The sequence below is a fragment of the Tenacibaculum sp. IMCC1 genome (assembly GCF_054906355.1).
This window is the reverse complement of sequence record NZ_CM142818.1, coordinates 1,273,903-1,298,035: the sequence shown is the minus strand read 5'-3', so window position 1 is coordinate 1,298,035 and position 24,133 is coordinate 1,273,903. Positions and strand designations below refer to the sequence as shown.

The 24,133-nt window shown below is 31.4% G+C and carries 21 protein-coding genes; 8 read left to right on the top strand and 13 right to left on the bottom strand.

Annotated elements, in window-relative coordinates; translation table 11 throughout:
• Positions 1 to 39 precede the first annotated feature (39 nt).
• Positions 40 to 1,395 carry a UDP-N-acetylmuramate--L-alanine ligase gene (locus tag ACXIHB_RS06065; protein WP_462099332.1) on the top strand — a complete coding sequence of 452 codons (1,356 nt, stop codon included), beginning with the start codon at positions 40 to 42 and terminating at the stop codon, positions 1,393 to 1,395.
• Here the strand turns inward: ACXIHB_RS06065 and ACXIHB_RS06060 are convergent.
• The 7 genes from ACXIHB_RS06060 to trkA all read right to left on the bottom strand — a co-directional run bounded on the left by ACXIHB_RS06060 (position 1,376) and on the right by trkA (position 11,464).
• Positions 1,376 to 2,443 (bottom strand): nucleotidyltransferase domain-containing protein, encoded by a 1,068-nt coding sequence (locus ACXIHB_RS06060; protein WP_462099176.1) that lies wholly within the window; start codon positions 2,441 to 2,443, stop codon positions 1,376 to 1,378. The two genes, ACXIHB_RS06065 and ACXIHB_RS06060, sit on opposite strands and share 20 nt — an antisense overlap.
• Positions 2,433 to 3,554 carry a hypothetical protein gene (locus ACXIHB_RS06055; RefSeq protein ID WP_462099175.1) on the bottom strand — a complete coding sequence of 374 codons (1,122 nt, stop codon included), beginning with the start codon at positions 3,552 to 3,554 and terminating at the stop codon, positions 2,433 to 2,435. The genes ACXIHB_RS06060 and ACXIHB_RS06055 overlap by 11 nt, the downstream gene beginning before the upstream one ends.
• Positions 3,555 to 3,617: 63 nt before the next feature.
• Positions 3,618 to 3,800 carry a hypothetical protein gene (locus tag ACXIHB_RS06050; protein WP_047789856.1) on the bottom strand — a complete coding sequence of 61 codons (183 nt, stop codon included), beginning with the start codon at positions 3,798 to 3,800 and terminating at the stop codon, positions 3,618 to 3,620.
• Between the two features lie 23 nt (positions 3,801 to 3,823).
• A complete protein-coding gene (locus tag ACXIHB_RS06045; protein ID WP_462099174.1) occupies positions 3,824 to 7,567 on the bottom strand; it encodes a beta strand repeat-containing protein in 3,744 nt (1,247 codons plus the stop codon).
• Between the two features lie 179 nt (positions 7,568 to 7,746).
• Positions 7,747 to 8,337, bottom strand: coding sequence for a phage tail protein (locus ACXIHB_RS06040; protein WP_047789854.1), 591 nt, complete (start codon positions 8,335 to 8,337; stop codon positions 7,747 to 7,749).
• A 281-nt stretch (positions 8,338 to 8,618) separates the two neighbouring features.
• Positions 8,619 to 10,118, bottom strand: a complete 1,500-nt coding sequence (locus ACXIHB_RS06035; protein ID WP_159613088.1) for a TrkH family potassium uptake protein — start codon at positions 10,116 to 10,118, stop codon at positions 8,619 to 8,621.
• On the bottom strand, positions 10,118 to 11,464 hold the full coding sequence (trkA, locus tag ACXIHB_RS06030; protein WP_047789852.1) for a Trk system potassium transporter TrkA: 1,347 nt from the start codon (positions 11,462 to 11,464) through the stop codon (positions 10,118 to 10,120). Before trkA ends, ACXIHB_RS06035 begins: the two co-directional genes overlap by 1 nt.
• A gap of 165 nt (positions 11,465 to 11,629) precedes the next feature.
• Here trkA and radC point away from each other — a divergent pair, with 165 nt between their 5' ends.
• Genes radC through ACXIHB_RS06000 form a run of 6 tightly spaced genes read left to right on the top strand, consistent with a single transcriptional unit; the run spans position 11,630 to position 17,029 of the window.
• Positions 11,630 to 12,316, top strand: coding sequence for a RadC family protein (gene radC, locus ACXIHB_RS06025; RefSeq protein WP_047789851.1), 687 nt, complete (start codon positions 11,630 to 11,632; stop codon positions 12,314 to 12,316).
• 26 nt (positions 12,317 to 12,342) lie between these two features.
• A complete protein-coding gene (locus tag ACXIHB_RS06020) occupies positions 12,343 to 13,650 on the top strand; it encodes a polysaccharide deacetylase family protein (RefSeq protein ID WP_047789850.1) in 1,308 nt (435 codons plus the stop codon).
• 5 nt (positions 13,651 to 13,655) lie between these two features.
• The gene (locus tag ACXIHB_RS06015) at positions 13,656 to 14,330 is read left to right on the top strand and encodes a YjjG family noncanonical pyrimidine nucleotidase (protein ID WP_073181445.1); all 675 of its coding nucleotides are present in this window, start codon (positions 13,656 to 13,658) and stop codon (positions 14,328 to 14,330) included.
• Positions 14,331 to 14,903 carry a hypothetical protein gene (locus ACXIHB_RS06010; RefSeq protein WP_462099173.1) on the top strand — a complete coding sequence of 191 codons (573 nt, stop codon included), beginning with the start codon at positions 14,331 to 14,333 and terminating at the stop codon, positions 14,901 to 14,903. It abuts the gene before it with no gap.
• Positions 14,903 to 16,285: a DUF5723 family protein gene (locus ACXIHB_RS06005; RefSeq protein ID WP_462099172.1), complete on the top strand. Its 1,383-nt coding sequence runs from the start codon at positions 14,903 to 14,905 to the stop codon at positions 16,283 to 16,285. The genes ACXIHB_RS06010 and ACXIHB_RS06005 overlap by 1 nt, the downstream gene beginning before the upstream one ends.
• A complete protein-coding gene (locus ACXIHB_RS06000) occupies positions 16,286 to 17,029 on the top strand; it encodes a hypothetical protein (RefSeq protein WP_394420705.1) in 744 nt (247 codons plus the stop codon).
• 20 nt (positions 17,030 to 17,049) lie between these two features.
• Here ACXIHB_RS06000 and ACXIHB_RS05995 read toward each other — a convergent pair whose 3' ends face one another.
• The 3 genes from ACXIHB_RS05995 to ACXIHB_RS05985 all read right to left on the bottom strand — a co-directional run bounded on the left by ACXIHB_RS05995 (position 17,050) and on the right by ACXIHB_RS05985 (position 20,222).
• A complete protein-coding gene (locus ACXIHB_RS05995) occupies positions 17,050 to 17,973 on the bottom strand; it encodes a YeiH family protein (RefSeq protein WP_462099171.1) in 924 nt (307 codons plus the stop codon).
• A gap of 77 nt (positions 17,974 to 18,050) precedes the next feature.
• Positions 18,051 to 18,932, bottom strand: coding sequence for a LysR family transcriptional regulator (locus ACXIHB_RS05990; RefSeq protein WP_462099170.1), 882 nt, complete (start codon positions 18,930 to 18,932; stop codon positions 18,051 to 18,053).
• Between the two features lie 18 nt (positions 18,933 to 18,950).
• The gene (locus tag ACXIHB_RS05985) at positions 18,951 to 20,222 is read right to left on the bottom strand and encodes a replication-associated recombination protein A (protein ID WP_047789843.1); all 1,272 of its coding nucleotides are present in this window, start codon (positions 20,220 to 20,222) and stop codon (positions 18,951 to 18,953) included.
• Positions 20,223 to 20,298: 76 nt separating this feature from the next.
• Here ACXIHB_RS05985 and ACXIHB_RS05980 point away from each other — a divergent pair, with 76 nt between their 5' ends.
• A complete protein-coding gene (locus ACXIHB_RS05980) occupies positions 20,299 to 21,006 on the top strand; it encodes a rhomboid family intramembrane serine protease (protein WP_462099169.1) in 708 nt (235 codons plus the stop codon).
• A gap of 30 nt (positions 21,007 to 21,036) precedes the next feature.
• Here ACXIHB_RS05980 and rlmB read toward each other — a convergent pair whose 3' ends face one another.
• The 3 genes from rlmB to ACXIHB_RS05965 all read right to left on the bottom strand — a co-directional run bounded on the left by rlmB (position 21,037) and on the right by ACXIHB_RS05965 (position 24,133).
• On the bottom strand, positions 21,037 to 21,774 hold the full coding sequence (rlmB, locus tag ACXIHB_RS05975) for a 23S rRNA (guanosine(2251)-2'-O)-methyltransferase RlmB (protein ID WP_462099168.1): 738 nt from the start codon (positions 21,772 to 21,774) through the stop codon (positions 21,037 to 21,039).
• Positions 21,775 to 21,849: 75 nt separating this feature from the next.
• Positions 21,850 to 22,620 carry a hypothetical protein gene (locus ACXIHB_RS05970; RefSeq protein WP_462099167.1) on the bottom strand — a complete coding sequence of 257 codons (771 nt, stop codon included), beginning with the start codon at positions 22,618 to 22,620 and terminating at the stop codon, positions 21,850 to 21,852.
• 13 nt (positions 22,621 to 22,633) lie between these two features.
• On the bottom strand, positions 22,634 to 24,133 hold the full coding sequence (locus ACXIHB_RS05965; RefSeq protein ID WP_462099166.1) for a SusD/RagB family nutrient-binding outer membrane lipoprotein: 1,500 nt from the start codon (positions 24,131 to 24,133) through the stop codon (positions 22,634 to 22,636).

Below are 24,133 nucleotides of genomic sequence, written 5' to 3'. Positions count from 1 at the left end.
TTTTGTATTTTTGAGGCTTACATTACAGATAACAACACTATGAAAATTCACTTTATAGCTATCGGAGGTAGCGCAATGCATAACCTAGCAATCGCATTACAACAAAAAGGATACCAAATAACAGGAAGTGATGATACAATTCATGACCCGTCAAAAACTCGTTTAGCAAATAAAGGTTTATTACCGAATGAGTTTGGTTGGTTTCCAGAAAAAATAACCGCTGATTTAGATGCTGTAATTTTAGGAATGCATGCAAAAAAAGATAACTCAGAGTTATTAAAAGCGCAAGAACTTGGAGTGAAAATTTATTCATATCCAGAATTCTTATATGAGCAGTCTAAAGATAAAACTCGTGTGGTTATAGGTGGTTCTCATGGAAAAACAACAATTACTTCTATGGTTTTACATGTGTTGAATTATCATGATAGGGAAGTAGATTACATGGTAGGGGCTCAGTTAGATGGTTTTGATACAATGGTACATTTAACCGAAGAAAATGAGTTTATTGTTCTGGAAGGTGATGAGTATTTAAGTTCTCCTATAGATATGCGCCCGAAGTTTCATTTGTACAAACCGAATATTGCATTGTTAAGTGGAATTGCTTGGGATCATATCAATGTGTTCCCAACGTTTGAAAACTATGTTGAACAGTTTTCAATTTTTACAGATTCTTTAACGAATGGTGGAATTATGGTGTATAATGAGGAAGATGCGATTTTAAAAGAAGTTGTAGAAAGTTCTAGTCACCCGATAAAAAAATATCCTTATAAAACCCCACATTATTTTATTGATAATGGAATTACTTATTTGGAAACTGAAGAAGGAGATTTGCCGTTAGAAATTTTTGGAGAACATAACTTACAAAATTTGGCAGGAGCAAAGTGGATTTGTCAACACATGGGAATTGATGAAGATGAGTTTTATGAAGCGATAGCAAGCTTTAAAGGTGCAAGTAAACGTTTGGAAAAGGTTGCTGAAAATTCTTCAACAGTTGTGTTTAAAGATTTTGCACATTCACCCTCCAAAGTTGCGGCTACGACAGGAGCGGTTAAAGATCAATACTCAAATAGAACTTTGTTAGCATGTTTAGAGTTGCATACCTACTCGAGCTTAAATGCTGAGTTTTTATCAGAATACAAAGGAGCTTTAGATAAAGCAGACAAAGCAGTAGTGTTTTATTCTCCCCATGCTGTAAAAATTAAACAGTTAGAAGAAGTTTCTGAAGAGCAAATAGCTAAAGCGTTTGAACGAGATGATTTGATAATTTATACGAATCCACAAGAGTTTAAAGGCTTCTTATTTAGTAAAAATCTTGAAAATACTGCTTTGTTACTAATGAGTTCTGGTAATTATGGCGGTTTAGATTTTGATGAGGTTAGGAGTTTGGTTGATTAAAAAGTTTATCAAACAGATATTTCCTATATTCTTTTACATAAAAAGACTTTAAAATAATAGAAAAACGGTGTTTGTATAAAAAGTATAATTCCCATTTTCTTTTATTATGAGTGCTTTTTTTAGGGGTATTCATAAAGAAAATCACTTTTTTGATGTATTTCTCAGATTTATGAGTTTTGTTATATTCTAATGATTGAGGAGAGTTAAATATGTAGTTAGTAGCTGCGAGAAAGTTTTTTAAATAACTGGACTCTGAATGATCAAAATTGTTTAAAACGGTTTTTACAGAGGTTTTTTTAGATAACCTATAAAGGTCATAAGAGTTTCTTAAAGAGATAGTTTTAGTCCATTGCCCCTTGTCGTTGACTTGCTTGTTAAAACTAGTTAAGAGAACTTGGTTCCCATAAGAAAGAACGGTGGTCTTATTAGCTAGTTTATTTACACTTTTTTCAATAAAATTAAAGTCAAACCCTTTCTCATTAGAAATCATTTTGTAATGAACTTCAATTGCAGCAATTTTACCTTTCTTAGTTATTTTTGGATAGTGTCTATTTAAGACTGTATTATCTATATAGTGGGGAGTTTTTTCTATATATCCGTTTTTTTTAAGAAGGTTGACAGTGGAGTGAAAGCTTTTAGGGTTTACCAAAAAATCAATATCTCCCACCATACGTTCAGCAATATCTTCATATAAACCTTCAAGTAAATTACCAGTTCCTTTTAAAAAAATAGGAGTGATATTATTTGAGAGCAAAAGCTCGTTGATTTCTTTAGCTTCAGCTATAATATGTTCATTTCGTTTTCTGTTTAGACCAGTAATGTGTTGCATGTACTCTACTAAATCAGTTGGTAAATAGTGTAAGAAGTCAGCTCGTTTTAAATTACAATATAAAGCAGGAAACACATATTGAGCTGTACTTACTTTAACTATAGTGTTCCAATCAACCGTATTATTTTTTATTTTTTCTTCAACCAGTTTACAATTGTCTCTTTCATGAGTGATTGTTAAACATTTTGCAACAAATAAAAGGGTTTCTTTATAATTCATCAGCAAAGATATTTTTGACAGTAGTAATCATTTTTTGATTATCAGAATAGGTTAATTGATAGCATGGTAGCTTTTCAAACCAATCCAAGAAAAGCCCTGCATTTTGAGATATTGGAGACAACCAAGAATCAGGAACTAACTGTTCAAAGGCTGTAATATTTGAAATTTTATCAATGATTAAACCACTGTTTTTTTGATACTTAATAAAAATTAAAGCTTTGCAAGGTAACTTTAAAGAGTAATCATGATTATTTGTAGGCAGATAACGAACAATTTTATTTAGTCTTTTAAAATGATATTCGGCGGATGTTTTTAGCTCAGGATATATTGGAAGTAAGGTTTCTAGACTATTCTTCTTGATAGATATAGCAGAAGGAAAACTGTGTACATTTAAAGAGTTGTCAACAGGTACAAAATCATCGGCTAAACAAGTAAAACCATTGGCTTGTAATAATGCTAAAGATGTACTTTTTCCATTTCCAGAGTCTCCTAAAAATAAAATAGAATTATTGTTATTACTAACTGCTGAAGCATGAAAAACACCCATCCATTCATCTTCATTTTTTTTATGGACTTTTTGTACTAATTCCATAGAAAATTTGCCCTGGAAATAATGTACTTCTCTCAAGCTCCAAGTATCAATAACAATATCATCTACGGAGAGAGAAATGCTATTGTCATTACTAAAGATTTCAAATTTATGATTGATATTTTTAGTTTCTTCAGTTTCTAAATGAGCAAACTTAGGATGAATTAGAGAAGTTTCTATGTCAGAAGCATATTTCACTTTTAAAATTATATCCTTTATTTTATAATATTTTATTGAAGCAAAAGATGTTGGTTTAACTACAGGATGAACTTTGCTTTTATTGTTAGTTTCTTTTGAAGAGATAAGTAAAGTCTCAATATCTATAACTAAATTGAACGCTTCTTTATAAGTAATATCAACTTGTTTAGTAATCTGAGTAGTTATCTCTTGCTTATCAACGTTTTGATCTAAAAGAGAGAGTATTTCAGCCACAAGAGGATCTACAACAAGATATTCATTGTTATCTTGAAACCAAACAATACTTTTATTATCTATGTTTCGTTTAATTATTTTATTTATCATGATTGACTAAAGATAAAAAACCTCGATAATTTTATCGAGGTTTTTTGGATGAAGTTTTTAAGATTAAAATCCACTACCAGGATCTTCTGGGGCGCTTTGTGCTTGTGCTTTTTGAGGATTTAAAATCATGTAAGTTCCTAAAGCCGTTAAAGCAGCATATTTACTATAACCGCCAATTTTTTTTAGAGCTTCTTTGCGAGTGATATTTTTAGAATCTGTATCAGTCTTTTTTATGTTTTTCTTCATAATTACTTGATTTTATAGCTAGCTTATTTTAAGATTATTTTTTTAGTGATCTCTCCTAATTCAGAATTTAACTTTACAATATATACACCACTAGATACCTCAGGAAGGCTTACTTTACTTACTCCGTTAGAGTTTATGTTTTGATTTAAAATTTCTTTCCCTAAGATTGAGTAAACAACTATATTGGCTTTAGTTTGCAATCCTACAATGGTAACTTCATTATTAGAAGAACTATATATACTAATATTATCTAATGAAGGGGTAACAGAAGGTGTTTCAAGTTTTTTAGAGCTAGTATGCAAATAGAATTGACCAATACCGTTTGTATCATTCGTAAGAGTTATAGTATAATTATCTTCAGATAAATTGGTAAAAACTCTATTTGTTCTATCTTCTAAGTATACTTTAAGATTAGCTGGTAGATTTTTAGAAATAGTTGAAAAGGTTATTTTTTCACCTGCTTTTCCTTTAATACCTACAGGAACAATCATATTTTCATGATTAGTGTTTGGTAATGTTTGAATAGCTAATTGTTTTCCTTGGTTATTAGTTATTAGCTCAGTAAAAACAGCTAAGTTAGAAGTATCTTCCCCAAACATTTTTGAGTCATAACTTCTATCATATCCTGTAGTCTTTCCTGAAACATAAAAGATATCTGTAGATCTTTTAACATCGTTATTGTCAATAGATAATTCAATTGAAGGAATAGGTTCCTGTCTCATGAATGTATCTGAATTTTGGTGACTTTGGTTGGCTGAACTAAAGATAACATTATTGTTTACCGCAGCTTCTACAAAGAAAGCTTGCCCCGGAGCAATTTCAATTGGATTGATAGCGTTTTTGGTTATGTATTGAGTTCCATTCCACAACCAAATAGTTTCGCTGGTAAGTACAGCAGAATTAGCAGCTGTAAAACTAGCAGAATTAATGTATGATGTATACGGATTTCCTACAAGGTTGTAATTAGTTCTACTACCTGTAGAAATAGCTTTAGTAATATTAGAAGTATTAGCTGTTCCACTGATTGAAACTTCTCCAGGAGTAGCTAATTTAATAGAAACACCTATTCCATTAGTAATGGTTCCTGTATTACCACTTTGAACATATAACCATGCAGGGCCAGTAATATTGCTATAAGGAGCAAGTCCTAAATTACCACCAGTACCAGAAGCCAAGGTATGATTAGCAATAATATCTTCTAAAGTTTCACCAGCAACAGGGGGTGATACTAAATACCAGTTTGTAGTTGGTAAATTTCTTTTATAAGTAACGGTACCAGTAACAGTACTTTGAGGTATAAAAGAAGCCCCATTACTAATTGTTAGAGAATTAAAAGTAATAGCAGATGAAGCTGTTGGATAATTTGTTAATCCAGATGGAATAATAATATCAGAATTTGTTGATGGAACACTATTAGAATCCCAGTTTGAAGCTGTATTCCAATCATTATCACTAGCTCCTGTCCAAGTAATAGTTTGTACTCCTACAAGAACACCAGCTGTATTTCCAACACTATTTAAAGTTAAGTTAGCGTCATTAGTGGCGGCGTCTTTTAAAGTACCACCGTTAGCAGTTAAAGTAGAAATCGTTATACCGTCAGTGTCTAAATCACCTGATTGTACTGTGTATCTAAAGACTATAGTACTTGTTCCACTACCACTGATGTAAGTTGCTTGACGTATAGTAGCCCCAATAGTAATAGCGACTTGAGGAACTCCTCCAGTAGTACTGATTGTAATATTTTCATTAAAATTAACAGTAAAATCCAGATTATTACCTGCTATATAAGTAGCATTTGAAGGCACATTAACACTTGTTACAATAGGAGCAATTGTATCTACTAATATAGCGGTTGTACTTCCAACACTATTTAAAGTTAAGTTAGCGTCATTAGTAGCGGTGTCTTTTAGAGTACCACCGTTAGCAGTTAAAGAAGAAACCATTATACCGTCAGTATCTAAATCACCTGACTGTACAGTATATCTAAACAGTAAAGCACTTGTTCCGCTTCCACTGATGTAAGTTGCTTGACGAGTAGTTGCTCCTATTGTAATACTTAATTGAGGAGTTCCTCCAGTAGTACTGATTATAATATTTTCATTAAAGTTAACGGTAAAATCTAGATTATTACCTGTAACATAAGTAGCGTTTGAAGGCACATTAACACTTGTTATAATGGGAGCAACTGTGTCCACTAATACAGCGGTTGTGTTTCCAACACTATTTAAAATTAGATTAGCATCATTAGTAGCGACGTCTTTTAAAGTACCACCATTTATAGCTAATGTACCAATAGCAATACCATCAGAATCTAAATCACCTGATTGTATAGTATATCTAAACAGTAAAGCACTTGTTCCGCTTCCACTTATGTAGGTTGCTTGACGAGTAGTTGCTCCTACTGTAATACTTAATTGAGGAGTTCCTCCAGTAGTGTTTACGATTACGTTTTCATTGAAGTTAATAGTAAAATCTAAGTTTTGACCTGATATGTAAGTGGCGTTTGCAGGTACATTAACATTTGTTACAGTAGGGGCGACTGCATCTACTAATACACCAGTAGTTGCCCCCACATTATTTAATGTTAGATTAGCATCTTTTCCTCCAGAATCTTTTAAAGTACTGCCATTAGCAGCTAAAGAGCCAACAGCAATACCATCAGTATCAAGATCCCCTGAAAGAACCGTATGTCTAAAAACCAAAGCACTTGTTCCACTACCGCTAATGTAGGTTGCTTGGCGTATGGTAGCTCCAATGGTAATAGCTATTTGCGGTATTCCTCCTGTAGTATTTACAGTTACATCCTCGTCAAAGTTTACGGTAAAATCTAAATTTTGTCCTGTTACGTAAGTTACATTGGTAGGTACACTCACACTAGAAACAGCAGGTGCAACTGCACTTGAAATCACAGTTGTTGTGTTATCCGTATCATCAACAGTACCATCATTAATAACTACTGTAAAAGTGGTCGTTTCTGTTGTTGATGTTCTATTGTCTGTTGGATTAAACGATAAAGCTCTTAGTTTTGATTGTAGGTCTGCGGGAGTAGTACTTGAAATTGTATAAGGACCAGAACCAATAAGGCCGGTACCTGTTAATGTTCCTTTTGCATTATTATCTAATGTAATGGTAGCAGATAAGTTATCTCCATCTGCATCTGTAGTTGTGATACTTGAAAAAGGAGAAAGAGTACTATTATCATTTACACTTTGACCAGCGGTTGTTCCTCCAATTACAGGTGCTGTATTGGAAAAAGCAGATGTAACTACCATACCATCTATTGAAAATCCCCCAAAAATAGGAGTAGCAGGTGTTATAACTATTTCGTCAATATCTGAAAAAGAACCTGTAGTAGGTGAAGCTAAGTTTATATTTATAGCAGAGTTATGAGCAGGGTCTACTAAGACAAGTGTACCAACTGTTGCACCATCTTTTTTACCAATGAATGTGAAATCAAGTGTGCTACCACCTATAGCTTGTTGGTAAGCAAATTGCATTGATGTAATACCTATTTCCCCACCACTATCTGTTGATAGTGTTCCAGAACTAACAGAAAAAGTACCATTTCCTGCCCAAGCTAATACAGCATCCGAGGCTCCACCAATTGCATCAGTACCTACTCCGTTCCCATTTGTGGCAAAGGCAAGAACAATGTTGCCACTAGATGTACTAGAGATATCAAAGCTATTTAATAGAGAATTAACTGATTGATCAGCACTAGGATTTGTACCAGTTGCTAAAACCACAGTTGATGAACCAAATTCCATAGTACTAGGGGTCTGAGCGTTCAATTGCTTATTAGAAAAAATAAGCACAAAATAAACAAGTATATTCAATAAGAATTTAAAGTAACGATGTTTCATTTTTATTTAGTATATGATTGGTTAAATAATTTTACAGATAAAACTCTAATGATTTTCACTAGAGTTTTATTTTATCAAATAAGTTAATTTCTAGAAGGAAAAACACCTACCAAAGCAATAATATAATTAACAGCTAAGTAAGGTTGTACATTAGTATGTGGTAGGTTTCCACCTGTATTAAGTATATTCAAACCAGCATTAGCACTAATAGTTTGTCCATTAACAGTATTGTTAGCTGGTCCATAAGCATTTACAGGTGTGGCACTAATACCAGATCCAAAACTTGCTCCAGCAGGAACATCTCCTGCCTGAGGAGTACTACGAATACCAGCATCAGCACTTAATTGAATATGTTGGTCAGCAGCTGTATTGTTTTGAGTTGCATGATTATGACTTGGCATTTGAGTAATGTTTAAGGTAACCGTTTCTACCCCTCCTCTTTGACCCAATCTATAATCACTTAAGCCAGGGCCATTTCTAGGGCCTATTGGAGCTCTACCTCTTAAATCGGGTAAAGCAAAAGTTGTTCTTCCGTCTCCTCCGTACGTGGTTCCTAAAATTGAAAATAAAGCAGAGTTTTGTGAAATTGCCAGTAATTGTCCATCGCAAAATGCCCAACCTCTTGGAGCAAAGTTTCCTCCGAACATCGTAATTTGACCTAAAAATGGTTCCATAAATAAAAAGTTTAGTAGTTAATGTTAAGAACAACAATTTAGTAAAAAAAACAATATGCTTTGTGTAACTGTTTAATTATTTGTTGGTTATAGTTTTTTGTTACAAGTGTGTAAAATTGCTAAATGTTGAATATTTGTTTTCTATAAACCAAATATAAAAACAAACCGCACTAAACTTTAATTCTATTGTTTAAGCGTATTCGATTAATATGCAAACGTGTACTTTTAAGGTATATACGTATAAGTAGAGATGTTTTTTATAGGTAAGTTTATTACTTAAGTTAGTTTTTTCTCCAGAAAAAAGGAGTTAATAAAATTAACACAGTAAATAGCTCTAGACGACCAATTAACATTAGAAAAGAGCAAAACCATTTAGCACCTGCTGATAAATGGTTAAAATTGTCTACAGGACTAACACTTCCAATAGCAGGTCCGATATTACCCAATGAAGAAGCGCATGCTCCTAAAGCAGACTTTATATCTAAACCTAAAAGGGCTAGAACAACAGTACCAATTATAAAAATTAGCATGTAGAGTACAAAAAATGAAAGTATGTTGAATATAATTGTTTGATTAACTGCTTTTCCGTCATAACGAACAGGTATTATGGCATTTGGGTGTAATGATTTTTTAAATTCAAGAAAGCTATTCTTCAACAAGATAATGTGACGAACAATTTTCACTCCTCCAGATGTAGACCCTGCAGAACCTCCTAAAAAAAATAAAGAGAAAAATATTGCGGTAACAAAAAAGCTCCACATTGTAAAATCGGCAGTAACAAAACCAGTTGTGGTCACTACAGATATAACAGAGAATAAAGAATGTCTTATTGCACTTTCTACTTCACCCCATACTTTAGGATGTTCTATAGTAGTTTGTAGATTGGGATCTTGAAAAAAGATAATCATTAAAGCTACAATGGTAGCTATTCCAAGAATACCAAAAAGGTAGTATTTGAATTCTTCACTTTGTATAACTTTTCTAACTTTTCCTTTTAATGCAAAATAGGTGAGTACAAAATTAGTACCAGCAATAAACATGAAAAAGATGATAATGTACTGAATTAATGGAGCATTATTCCAATGAGCTACACTAGCATTTTTAGTGGAGAATCCACCCGTGCTTACGGTCGCCATAGCATGATTAATAGCATCAAACCAAGTCATTCCAGCTACTTTTAGTAGTAAAAATTCAATAGCAGTTAACAATACATAAATTAACCATAAGCGTTTTGCTGTATCAGTAATTCTTGGGTGTAGTTTATCAGCAGAAGGACCTGGGGCTTCAGCCATAAAAAGTTGCATACCTCCGATACCTAATAAAGGTAAAATAGCAATGGTAAGTACAATAATTCCCATGCCTCCAATCCAGTGTGTACAACTTCGCCAAAATAAAATACCCTTAGGCATAGATTCTATATCGGTTAAAATAGAGGAACCTGTGGTTGAGTAACCAGAAATTGTTTCAAAAAAAGCATTAGTTACGTTCGGTATACTTTCTGTGAGTAGATAGGGAAGCATTCCTGTGAACGATAAGGTAAGCCATCCTAAAGTAACAATAAGGTATCCCTCTTTTTTATGAATGTTTTTATTATCGGGTTTATTGAAAAAAAACAATAAAGAACCAATTGCTATCGTAATAATTCCGGCATTTAGAATTCCTAATTTAGCGGATTCGTTGTAATAAAAACTTATGGGTAAGGCAAGCCACATAAATAACCCATTCAGGATAGCTGTAACTCCTAAAAAACGATAGACTAATTTAAGATTAAGGTTTTCCATTACTTAAATAGGTCTTCTACGATATTTATAGCTTCAGGTAAGCAGAAAACAATGGCTCTATCACCGCTTTGCATTTGAAAATCACCAAAAGACATTAATGCTTCTCCATTTCTAATTACACCTCCAATAATGGCTTCTCTAGGAAAGCGTAATTCTCTAATGATTTTTTGAGTTACTTTAGCACCTGGATGTACTTCAAATTCAAAAACTTCAGCATCAACATTATGCAGATTAGCTAAGGCTACAATTTCCCCTTTTCTAATATGACGGAAAATATTACTTGCAGCAATTAATTTTTTATTAATTAACGTATCAATACCAATAGTTTGAGAAATGTTAATATAATCCATATTCTCTACTAAAGCTACTGTCTTTTTTACACCTTTAGATTTAGCTACTAAACAGGACATGATGTTGGTCTCAGAGTCTCCAGTAACAGCCACAAAAGCATCCATTTCTCTAATACTTTCTTCTTCCAGCAATTCTAAATCTCTACCATCACCGTAAATAACTAATGTATTACGTAAATCTTCTGCAAGTTGTAAGGCTTTGTCTTTATCTTTTTCAATTAGCTTTACTTTAAAATTATCTTTGCAGAGTTTTCTCGCTGTTTTTCTTCCAACACGGCTTCCTCCCAAGATCATTACATTTTTAATATCTATATATTCTTTTCCTATGATAGGGTATAGTTTATCAATACTATATTTTGGCACAGAGAAATATACTTGGTCGTTTATTTTATACTCAGTATCTCCACGAGGAATAATTGTTTGAGAGGTCCCTTCACGTTTTATAGCTATAGTAATGAAGTCTACTAAACAAAACTTCTCTTTAGTTTCTTTAACAGTAAGGTCTAAAATAGGAGATTTATAGCCAAGTGTAGTTCCCATGATATTAAAAACTCCATTTTCAAAGGCTACAGTATCGTTAAACGAAGATTGATTTAGTAGAGACTTAATTTCCTCCGCAGCTAATTCTTCTGGAGAGATCATAAAATCTACACCATAATCTTTAAAATTAATACAAGGGTTGTTTAAAAATTCAGGATTACTAATTCTAGCAATTGTTTTTTTAACACCTAATGCTTTACCTATTACAGAAATCGTAAAGTTTGTATTAGGACTTTCAGTAACTGCTAATAATAAATCGGCAGAGCTTACACCTATTTCTTTCAATAACTTTATAGAGGTAGCGTCTCCTTTTTTGGTGATAACATCTAAATGATTGTTTAGATATTCTAATTTTTCACCATCAAAATCGACTACATATGTGTCTTGTGCTTCGTAAGAAAGGAGTTTAGCCAAATGAAAACCAACGTCTCCAGCCCCGGCTATAATAATCTTCATATTAAAAATTAAAAAAGATAGAATGCAAAGATACTGTGCTTCTTTTGGTTGTGCAAAAAATGAATTATATTTATAAATTTAAAAGAAAAAACAATTAAAGTTTTGTAATTAAACGACTACGTTTATTTACGTATTTATAAGACTGTGAAAAGGAAAAAAAATAATATGAATAAGATTTCTATTAAATCGTGGGCATTAGATGATAGACCAAGAGAAAAGTTAATGTCTAAAGGAAAAACAGTATTGTCAGATGCCGAATTAGTAGCTATTTTGATTGGCTCTGGAAATAGAGATGAAAGTGCAGTTGCTTTAGCAAAAAGAATATTATTATCAGTAAACAACGACTTAAATGCTTTAGCAAAATTATCTATAGAGGAGTTAATGAAATTTAAAGGAATAGGGGAGGCAAAAGCAATATCTGTGGTAACTGCTTTAGAGTTTGGTAAAAGAAGACAGTTTGTAGGAAGAGCAAGTGTGCCTAAAATAAAAAGTTCTATTGATGTAGCAAAAATTATGCAACCACTTATAGGTGATTTACAATACGAAGAATTTTGGGTATTATATCTTAATAACTCAAATAAAGTATTAGCAAAACACCAATTAAGTAAAGGAGGATTTACTGCTACTTTGGTAGATGTAAGGTTGTTGTATAAGAGGGCTTTAGAGCTTTCTGCAATTGGAATAATTGTTTGTCATAACCACCCTTCAGAAAAATTATCACCAAGTAAATCAGATATTGATATCACTAAAAAAATAAAGCAAGCAGGTGTTACCTTAGATATTAAATTACTAGATCACTTAATAGTTACTGAAAAAGCTTATTTTAGCTTTGCAGATGAAGGAATTTTATAGTCGTTTTACGATTCTAGTTACTATTTATGATACTTATTTATACCCATAAAGTTACTCCTAGAGTACGTTATATTTTTAAACATATATTTACTCGTATTTTACAAGTTCAGATTGATTTTACAGGGAAAGTAGAGGAATTTGTAGCTTATAATGGACCTAAGTTTTCATATACAAATGTTCCTTTAGGAAAAGAGTTTTTTGTTGAAAGTAATGAGTTGTTGTTTCAACAAGGTGTAAAGGATGTAGAAATAATTATTCAAAAATGGGATGAAGCTCCTTGTTTTTTTTCAACGGCTGAAACTTCTGAGATCCCATTTGATATTTTTGCTGCTAGTTTTTATTTAATATCAAGATATGAAGAATATTTACCGCATATTAAAGACGAGCATGGCCGTTTTTCGGTAAAAGAAAGTATAGCATATCAAAATGGGTTTTTAGAAAAGCCACTTGTTGATATATGGGCATATAAGTTTCTCGATACTTTAAAGCAAAAATTTCCTGATTTTAAACATACTACAAGAAAATATAAGTATATATCTACAATAGATGTGGATAATGCTTATGCATATAAGTATAAAAGTTTTATTAGGATATTGGGAGGTTTTTTAAAAGACATTTCTCAGTTTAAGATTTTTACAGTTTGGGATAGATTTGCTGTCTTTTTTAATATTAAAAAAGACCCATTTGATACCTTTAAAGAAATAATAGATATAAAGAAAACATATAACATAAGAACTATATTTTTCTTTTTAATAGGTGATTATACTACATTCGATACTAATGTTTCTGCTTCTAAAAGAAAATTTAAATTGTTAATAAAAGATATGGTTGATTACGCTCGTGTAGGCTTACATCCTTCTTATTACACCGTTAATAATGCGGCTATGTTAAAAAAGGAAAAAGAGCGTTTAGAAAACATAACTAATATGCCTATTAAACGTTCAAGACAGCACTATTTAAGAGTGTCTTTACCAGAAACATATCAACAGTTAATAGATTTAGAGATAGATGAAGACTATTCAATGGGATATACAACACATGTTGGTTTTCGAGCAACTACATGTACACCTTTTCACTTTTACGATTTAGATTTTGAAATTCAAACACCATTAAAAATATTCCCATTTGCTTTGATGGATACAACGTTAAACGATTACATGAAGTTAACACCAAAACAGTCATTAGGAAAAATTAGAGATTTAAAAAATGAAGTAAAGGCGGTAAATGGTACTTTTATAACAGTATTTCATAATGAAAGTTTAAGTAATTATTTAAGATGGAGAGGCTGGAATAGATTATACAATTCAATGATAAAAATAGTAAGAAATACATAGATAATATGGATATAAAACATTTGTTTTTTGATTTAGATCATACATTATGGGACTTTGATAAAAACTCTAAACTAACCTTTAATCAAATTTTTAAAGAACAAAATATAACTATTCCAGTAGGTGATTTTTTAAAAGTTTATATGCCTTTGAACTTTAAGTTTTGGAAACTATACAGAGAAGATAAAATAGAAAAATCAGCTTTAAGGTATTATCGATTAAAAGAAACATTTGATAATTTAAATTATGAAGTTTCTGATGATTTAATAAACCAAATATCTAAAGATTACATAGAATATTTACCAAACTTTAACCACCTATTTGATAATACTAAAGAGGTACTAGAGTACTTAGAAAAGAAGTATGATTTACATATCATTACTAATGGTTTTGAAGAGGTGCAGAAATTAAAACTAAAAAAGTCAGGAATTAGTAATTTTTTTAAACAAGTAATCACATCTGAATGTGTTGGAGCTAAAAAACCTAATTCGAAGGTTTTTAAGTTTGCATTGGAAAAAGCCGGAGCTAAAGCAAAAGAGTCTGTTATGATAGGTGACAATTATGAGGCTGATATTATTGGTGCTCTAAATTCAGAAATGAAAGTAATTCACTTTTCAGAAGAAATAAAAAGTAAAGACGTCCAACAAATAACTTCATTAATTGAATTAAAAAAATATTTATAAATGAATAATATTCTGAAAATAAATAAAAATAAGAAAGTAAAACACTTCTTTATATTATTTGTTTTAATAACACATATGTCATGTATAAAAGATATTGATTTTAGTCAAGCAGAAGATATAGAAATAACACCAGTTATTGTTGCATCATTAGTGTATGCCAATCTTGATCAAACTTCATTAGTTACACCAACAGGAATTGAAATAGCAAGAATAAGAGAGGTTTCAAGGTTAGAAGTTTTTAATAATGAAGGAGCTGAAGATTTAAATAAAATTGAACTTAATTTTGAAATAAATAATCCTTTTGATAGAAACTTTAAACTTAATTTTAATTTTCTCGGCGAGAATAATGCAGTAACGTATAGAGTTACATCAATTAATATTCCAAAAAACACTCAGGCTTTTAACTTTCAAGAGGTTATTGATGTTTTGAGTAATTCAAGTATTTTAAATTCAACTAAAATTGAATTAATTCTTGAGCTATTACCAAGTTCAGACGGTACCGTGATTGATATCAACGAACCCAAAAAGTTTACTTTTAAATCAGCAGGAACCCTTTATTTTAAAATAAATTAATGAAACATTTATACATTTTATTGCTGTTGTTTATAATCGTAATACACGAAATAAACAGTCAAAATAAACAAGTTTTATATGGGTTCGATGAAATACCACAAACATTATTATTAAACCCAGGAGCAACCGTTAATTATAAATATCATGTAGGAATTCCCTTTTTATCAGGAGTGTCTTTTCAAGCCGGAGTAACAGGTGATGTTACAATAGCCGATGTTTTTAGAAATGACATGATTAATTTTAATGTTAAGTATAGGAATGCATTAAATAAATTATCAGTTAACGATTATATACAGTTAAACACACAAATAGAAATACTAAATGCAGGTTATAAACTTAATGATAAGTATTATATATCTGGAGGTTTTTATACAGAAGTAGACGCATTTATGGCGGTGCCAAAAAATATATTACAACTAATTAATGATGGCAATGCTTCCAACTTAAATAAAGATTTTTTGGCATCAGAAGTTTCGGTAAAATCTGAAGTATTAAGTGTTCTCCATGTTGGTATTTCAAAAAAAGTAGATGATAAGTTAACAGTAGGAGGGAGGTTAAAAATTTATTCGGGAATAGCTAATGTTACTTCTACTGAAAATAAAGGAAGTTTTGCAACAAAATTAGGTCAAGATAATATTTACACACACCATTTAAATAATATTGATGCCGCGGTTTATAGCTCTGGTATTTATAATGAAAATAATAATGTTGAAATTTCTACAAAAGATATCATTAGTAGATCACTTTTGGGAGGAAACTTGGGCTTAGGTATAGATTTTGGAATTACCTATAAGATTAATAAACAAACTGAATTAACAGCTAGTTTGTTAGATGTAGGTTTTGTGAATTATTCAAAAGGAAATAGAAATGCATCTGTAAAAGGAAGTTATGATTTTTCTGGTATTGAGTTTAAATACGATGGAACAAATCGTAATTATTGGGAAGACTTAAAGAACGACATAGAAAGCCAAATACCTAATGAAGAAGATAAAAATTCATACACAGTAATGCGTCCTATAAAGTTTAATAGTTCAGTTAAACATAGTTGGGGAAAATCAAGAAGAGAAGAAACGTGCTACGATATGACGTATAATAAATTTTATAACAATGCTATTGGTGGTCAGTTGTTTGCTGTTTTTAGACCTACAGGACCTAAATTCGCATTTACAAGTTTTTATGAAAGAATTTTAATAAAAGGAGTGAGGAGTAAAATAACCTATACAATTGATGATTTTTCATACACTAATTTTGGATTAGGATTATCAGTAAAAACAGGAAAGTTAAACATATACGGTGTAGTGGACAATTTGTTTAAAATTGCCGATATTGCTGATGCCAATACAACCTCTTTTCAACTAGGAGTTAATTTAATATTTAAATAAATGAAAAAAATAGTTTACGTTTTATTATTAATCACAGCAACAAGTTTTGCGCAAAAATCTATTAATACTTACAAGTATGTTATTGTACCAACAAAGTTTGACTTTTTAAAAGGTAAAGATAAATACCAAACAAGTTCATTAACAAAATTCTTATTCAATAAGTATGGCTTTACAGCACTATTAGAAGATGAGAAGTTACCAGAAGAAGTTGTAAATAATAGGTGTTTAGCTTTAACAGGTACAGTAAGAGATGAATCAGGATTATTTACAACAAAGAGTATTGTAGAGTTAAAAGATTGTAATAACAAAGTGGTGTTTGCATCTAAAGAAGGAAGAAGTAAAGAGAAAGATTACAAAAAGGCCTATCATGAAGCTATTCGTAATGCTTTTAAATCAGTACAGGCATTAAAGTACAAGTATACACCATCAAAAGAAGTAACTACTGTAAAAGAAGAAGTAGTAGCTCCAGTGGTTTCAGCTGTTGAGGTAGTAAAAAATAAAACAGATGAGGCTAATGAAGAAAACACAACAAAAAATGTATTGTACGCACAATTAATAACTAACGGATTCCAGTTAGTAAACACAAAACCTGAAGTTGTTTTTCAAGTATTAAAAACGAATGTAAAAGACGTTTTTGTAATTAAAGATAAGAATGGAATTTTATATAAAAATGGAGGTTTTTGGTTTGCTGAGTATTATGTGGATGGAACTAAAACAATAAAACAATATCAAATAAAGTTCTAACGCATATTTTTCACTACTCTTTAAGAAATAATAATAAAGAGTAGTGAAAAAACACTTATAAATATCCATAAAAGAGAAGCAACAATAACAGGCTTAATACCACTTTCTTTTAAATCCTTACCAGTTAAATTCATTCCTACTAAAAATAAGGTTACTACGAGAAGTCTTTTAGATAATTCTACGATGTTTATCGAAAAACTTTCTGGAACAACTTGATAACTGTTGAGTAGCATAGCTACAATGAATCCAATTATAAAATAAGGGGTTTTAATTTTTCTATCACTAGACTTAAAAAGAAGCATAGCAAAAAAAGATAAAGGTATAATCCATAAAGTACGTGCAAGTTTCACAGTAGTTGCTATTTGCAAAGCTTCATCACCATACTCTAAAGCAGCCCCTACAACAGAACTGGTGTCGTGGATAGCTATGGCGCACCAAATTCCAAATTGTTGTTGAGTTAAACCAAAAAGATGCCCTAAAGGAGGAAATATAAATAAGGCAATAGCATTTAAAAAGAAAACAACTCCAATAGCGATACTTATAGTTTTATGATTAGCTTTAATTACAGGTGAAATAGCAGCGATAGCACTTCCGCCGCAAATAGAAGTCCCCGAAGTAATTAAAAAGCCTAACTTTTTCTCAATTGATAAAAAATTAATAAGAAAGAGACCTAGAGTTACGGTTAAAATAATTGATAAAGTAGCTAAAATAAACCCTTCTTTGCTTGTTTGTATAGTTTCAGTTAAAGACATTCCAAAACCTAAACCAATAACAGACGTTTTTAAAAGAATTTGAGTTGCTTTTTTAGTTTTTTCTGGAAAAGGATTACCAAAAATAGATGTCAAAATAAAGCCAAATACTAAAGCAAAAGGGCTAGAAATGTAGCCAGCCAAGGCTAGTGTTAAAGAGAATATAAAAAAGATAATTAGATAGAATTGTTTCATTTTTTCTAAGAATTTGATGAAACAAAACTACGACTGAAATATAGCTAAAAAGGAAATTAAATAGTTATTCAAGATAACTAAAAGTTATAGTTGGTTTTAATTAATTTATAAAGTAGGTCCATTTTTTTTGATTGATAGTTTGTCCTACAAACAAAATCAAACTCACGTTCAAAAGAAAGTCCTTTAATATCAACTATTTTTAATTTGTTTTGAATAAGTTTTTCCGTTACAGCGTGGATAGATAAGAGAGCATAAGAGTTAGAGTAGTGCAAATACTGTTCAATAGCCTCTGTGTTATTTAATGTTATTACTCTGTTTAGTGTAGTAATGTTGTTTTTCTTTAAAGTTTCTTCAATTACTTCACGTGTACCCGAACCAACTTCACGACTTACATAAGGTATTTCACTTAGTTCTTTTTTTGATATAGAGCTTTTACTATTGCTATTGTTAGTGCTTGTAACCAGCACAATCTCATCTTTTATAAATTTTGAGTATCGTAATAATTGATTAGAAGATTTTCCTTCTACAATACCAAACTCTAATTCTTGATTTAAAATCTTATGTTCAATATCTTTTGTATTGCCACTAATTATATTGAACTTTATATTATTAGAGTTTTGTTGTATTTTAGCGAGTACTTTTGGTATCACATACGTAGCAATTGTGGTGCTCAATCCTATATTAAATTCAAGAGAAACGCTCTTTTCATTTAAAAGAAAAGAATTCTTTAATTCTTCAAATAACTCAGTAATTTTATAAGCATAATCAAGAAAAATTTTTCCTTCATTTGTTAATGAAATAGAGTTTCGTGATCTATTAAAAAAAGTTGTATTGTATTCTTCTTCTAATTTTGAAATAGTTTTAGAAACGGCAGGTTGTGAAATATTCAACTCTTTAGAAGCAAGTGTAAAACTTGAATACTGAGCAACTTTGATAAAAGTTTTTAGTTTATAATTCATAACCTATTTGTATTGTAACTAATAATTGTATTTATCTTTCCAACGTTGCTTCAGTAGTTCTCTAAATTGATTTTCACGAGCATTGTTACCTGGTTCATACAATTTTGTGTTTTTTATCTCATCGGGTAAAAATTCTTGATTTACGAAATTACCAGCGTAGTTGTGAGAGTATTGATATTCCTTTCCGTAGTCTAGGTCTTTCATTAATTTAGTAGGAGCATTACGTAAATGCAACGGAACAGACAAATCACCAGTTGTTTTAACTAAATTTTGTGCTTCACCTATAGCCATATAAGAAGCATTACTTTTGGCAGAGTTTGCTAAATATACAGCGCACTGGCTTAAAATAATCCTAGACTCTGGATAGCCAATTACAGAAACAGCTTGAAAGGTATTGTTGGCTAAAATTAACGCAGTAGGGTTTGCGTTACCAATATCTTCAGAAGCAGCAATAAGCATTCTACGAGCAATAAACTTCACATCTTCTCCGCCTTCTATCATACGAGCTAACCAATACACTGCTGCGTTGGGATCACTACCTCTGATTGATTTTATAAAAGCAGAAACAATATCGTAATGTTGTTCACCTGTTTTATCATAACGAACCGTATTTTTTTGAATTTTAGATAATACCAATTCATTAGTAACCTCAATTTCATCATCAGCAGAAACTAATAATTCAAAAATATTCAGAAGTTTTCTCGCATCCCCACCAGAAACTTGAAGCAGTGCATCGGTTTCTTTTAAGTTGATTTTTTTTTGAGAAATGATTTCATCTTTTTCCATTGCGCGATGTAACAAAGCAACCAAATCATTTTTATCAAAAGAATTTAATATATACACTTGGCAACGAGAGAGTAGGGCAGGTATAACCTCAAAGCTTGGGTTTTCAGTGGTAGCGCCAACTAGAGTTACCCAACCTTTTTCAACAGCGCCTAATAAAGAATCTTGTTGAGATTTACTAAAACGATGAATCTCATCAATAAATAAAATAGGGTTTTTTTGCGTGAACAATCCGCCACTTTTCTTTGCTTTTTCAATTACTTCGCGAACATCTTTTACTCCAGAGCTAATAGCACTTAAGGTATAAAATGGACGTCCAGATTCATTTGCAATAATATTGGCTAAGGTAGTTTTTCCAATTCCTGGAGGCCCCCATAAAATTAGTGAAGGAATAATTCCTTGTTTTATATGATTGGTTAAAATTCCATTTTCGCCCACTAAATGTTGTTGACTAATATAGTCACTTAAACTTTGTGGACGGATTCTTTCTGCCAAAGGTTGATTCATAATGTAAAAATAGCAAAGATTTATGACAGAACTTCAGAAATACTGCTTTGGATTTATTTTTGTTATTTTAAAGGTCATGAACACAGAACAGCAACTAAAATTTTCTTCAACAGTTTTTACTATTCCTCTCCTGTTTGTTTTTACAATTTGGCTTGTATATTGGATAGAAATTAAATTCGGATGGAATTTCAATAAATTTGGAGTTTTTCCGAGAAATTTTAGTGGTTTAAAAGGGGTTTTGTGCTCTCCTTTTATTCACAGTGACACCAAGCATCTTTTTAATAATTCAGTTCCTTTATTTGTGCTCTCAGCTTGTCTTTTTTATTTTTATAAGGAAGTAGCAATTAAAGTTTTGTTATTTGGAGGGATTATTGCTGGATTACTAACTTGGTTAATTGCAAGAGAATCCTACCATATTGGAGCGAGTGGAATTGTGTATTTGCTTTTTAGTTTTGTTCTTTTTAGTGGAATTATAAAGAGAAACTACAGGTTAGTAGCTGTTTCTTTCATCACCATATTTTTATACGGAAGTATGGTTTGGTATGTATTACCGATTAAAGAAGGAATGTCTTGGGAAGGTCATTTATCAGGGTTAATTACAGGAATAGTATTAGCTTTGTTATACAAAAATAAAGGTATAATTAAGGAAAGGTTTGAGTTCTCTAAAACAGAATTTGATGATATGTTTGATGAAAATGGAAACTATATTCCACCAATTGTAGAAGAAGCCGAGTTAGAATTGAAGGAAATAAAATACCGTTATATCTACAAGGAAGAGGAATAAAAAATCCTGCACTAAGCAGGATTTAAAATATTATAAACGTTGTCTTACAGCTTCATATAAGAACGCACCACAAGCAACTGAAACATTTAAAGATTCAATTTCACCTAGAAGTGGCAATTTAGCCTTATAGTCCACCATTTTTAAAACAGAGTTACTTACTCCTTTGTGCTCAGAACCCATGATGATTGCTATAGGTTGATTAAAATTAACATCAAAAACTGAATCTTCAGTTTTTTCAGTAGCAGCAGCTAATTTAATATCTGCAGCCTTTAGTCGAAAAATGGCATCTTTAATATGATCTACTTTACAAATAGGTACTTTAAAAGCAGCTCCAGCTGAAGTTTTAATGGTTTCAGCATTTACAGGAGCACTACCACTTTTTTGAATGATGATTCCGTTTACACCAGTACATTCTGCTGTTCTAATAATGGCCCCAAAATTCCTTACATCAGAAACTTGATCTAATAATAAAAATAGGGGAGTTTTATCAGATTCTAATGCTTCTTCAATTAAGCTCTCTAAATCATAAAAGTCAATAGGGGAAATTTTAGCTACAGCACCTTGATGATTGTTATGTTTAGATAAACGATCTAACTTCTCAGTAGGAACTACACTAGTTGATACTTTATTCTTCTTTAGGAGCTTATCCAATTGAAAAAATAACTCTCCTCGTAAGCCTTTTTGAAGATATACCTTGTTGATTGAAGCTCCACTTTCTATAGCTTCAATAATGGCTCTAATACCGAAAATATTTGTGTTTTGTTCCATGTTGCAAATGTAGTTGATTTTATGGTATAAAAAAACCACCTCGTTAGAGGTGGTTTTAGTTTTATTTAAAACTAACTATTTTTTCTCCATAACCATAGTTCTATTGGAAAAATAACCATCAACTGTATATATCAATGTTATTGTATTTCCATCTTCAGAAACAGATCCAGAACCACTTACAGGAATTCCAAAATTATCTGCTAAATAACCACCAGTTATAGTAAGTGTACCACATAAATCGCTTACGTATATTGGATAATTACCTCCAAAAGCATTGTCATTGCTAACAGAGTATGTTCCAGTACCAGTTTCAGTAATTGTAACATCATTACCGTTACCAGCTGTATATGCATAGCTTCCGGCTAAGTTAGAAGGACAAATACCTTGTAAGGTTAATAAAATTATTCCTCTATTATTAGAAGCAGATTCAGAAGAGTCTAATATTTCCAAAGCTACAATTTTAGGATCAGAAGAATCTAAGTTAGCAGAATTTACTTTTAAGCTAACCATCGCAGAATTAGATCCTGTAGGAATAGTAAAAGATGTTTCTGACAGTGAAAATTCGAAACCTTCAGTTGCTGTTGTTAATTCTGAATTTATACCAACAGTTAAAGTAACATCTTTGCTAAGAGGAGTATTATCTCCACCAAAGTATTGAACTGGTATTTCAAAATCATATACAGTTCCACTACCATCTTGCAAGAAATTTTGACTCAATTCACTTGCAGGAAATTGAACAACTACTGGACCTTTCCCAAAATCAGTAACACTATCATCTAAACAAGATACAGTTACAAGAGAAAGGAGTACCAATAATAAAAATTTAAATTTATAAATTGCTTTCATAATATATTAAGAGTTAATTTTTCCAGAAAGGAATGTTTGTATATATAGCTTCTTTAGTTTGAGCAGGAACATTATCAGGATTTCTAGCAATCTCTGAATTAGGGTACAATAGTCTTACAGGTCTTTTACCAGCACTATCTGCTTCAGTAGGAACAGGTAAATTAGCAGGAAATCCTGTACGAGTAACTTCAATCCATGATTCCGCACCATTAACACCATTTAAAGCAATCCATTTTTGAACAGCTATAGCTTGTAATTTATCAGTAGAATCATCCCAAGATACATTAGGTAATGGTTGAGCTAAGTAATTATTAGCTTCTGTCGTAGCGTCAGGAACTTTTAAGAAGTTAAAAGAAGAAATAACGGCTTGTTCATACATACTCTTAGCTGCAGCATCTCCGCCAGGAATGTAACCTCTAACCATAGCTTCTGCTTGTAATAATAAAGCTTCTGAATGTAGCATTAATGGTTGATCTTGCTCTGAATTAATTAATAGTCCAGGCCCTACATGTGATGTTTCTTCACTTGTAAAACCACTTGCAGGTAAAGTAGTAGATTGGGCAGCACCATGATAACCACCTTCTTCAGCCTCAGCATATAACCTTTGGTATCTAAGGTCATTAGTTGTACCAGCTAAATAGTCTAATGCATAATCAGTTGCAATTGTAAAATCATTTCTATCAGTTGGTGTAGTTTGACCAGCGGCACTACCTAAGTAACCAAAGAATGGATTTTGTTTGTTTGTGTCGTCACTATAACCTGGATTACCAAGAACACTTGAAGTAATATAGCCAGCTCCATTAGCATTTATTTTAGCAATTTCACTAGAAATATAAGCATCTTGACCTGTAGAACTCATTCTTATAAGAAGTCTTAACTTGATAGTGTTAGCAAATTGAGCCCATTTTGTCATATCTCCTCCAAAAATAATATCCTGAGAACCAGGGTCATCATAATTGTCTGGCATGTTAACAGATTGATTTGCAGCTTCAGTCAATTTATCAATTAGATCTTTATATATAGTTTCAGAATCGTCATATTTTGGAAATAAAACTTCAGCTCTTTGATTAGCTTCAGTATAAGGAGCATCTCCGTATAAATCAACTATATATTGGTATTGATAACCTTTTAAAACTTTAGAGATAACTTTATACACTGTATAATCAGCACTACCTTCATAATTTTCGATATAAGTTAAATTCTTGAATATATCAGCATAAGAAGTCTCCCAAACATTAGCAAGAGTGTTTGTAGTTATATTATACCTTATTAGGTTTTGATTAGCAGACCAGTTAGATGGCGTTGTCCAATTATATACCATAAAGTTACCAATATAATTCATCGAGCGTGAATTTAAGGCTAATAAATCCTGTTGCGCTACAGGCAAGGTCAATTTTGGAGTAGAAACCGTAGGATTATTTGGGTCATCATTTACATCTAAAAAGTCACTACAACTTACAGATACAAATGAGAGTGCAAATAATACTATATAATTTATGATTTGTTTTTTCAT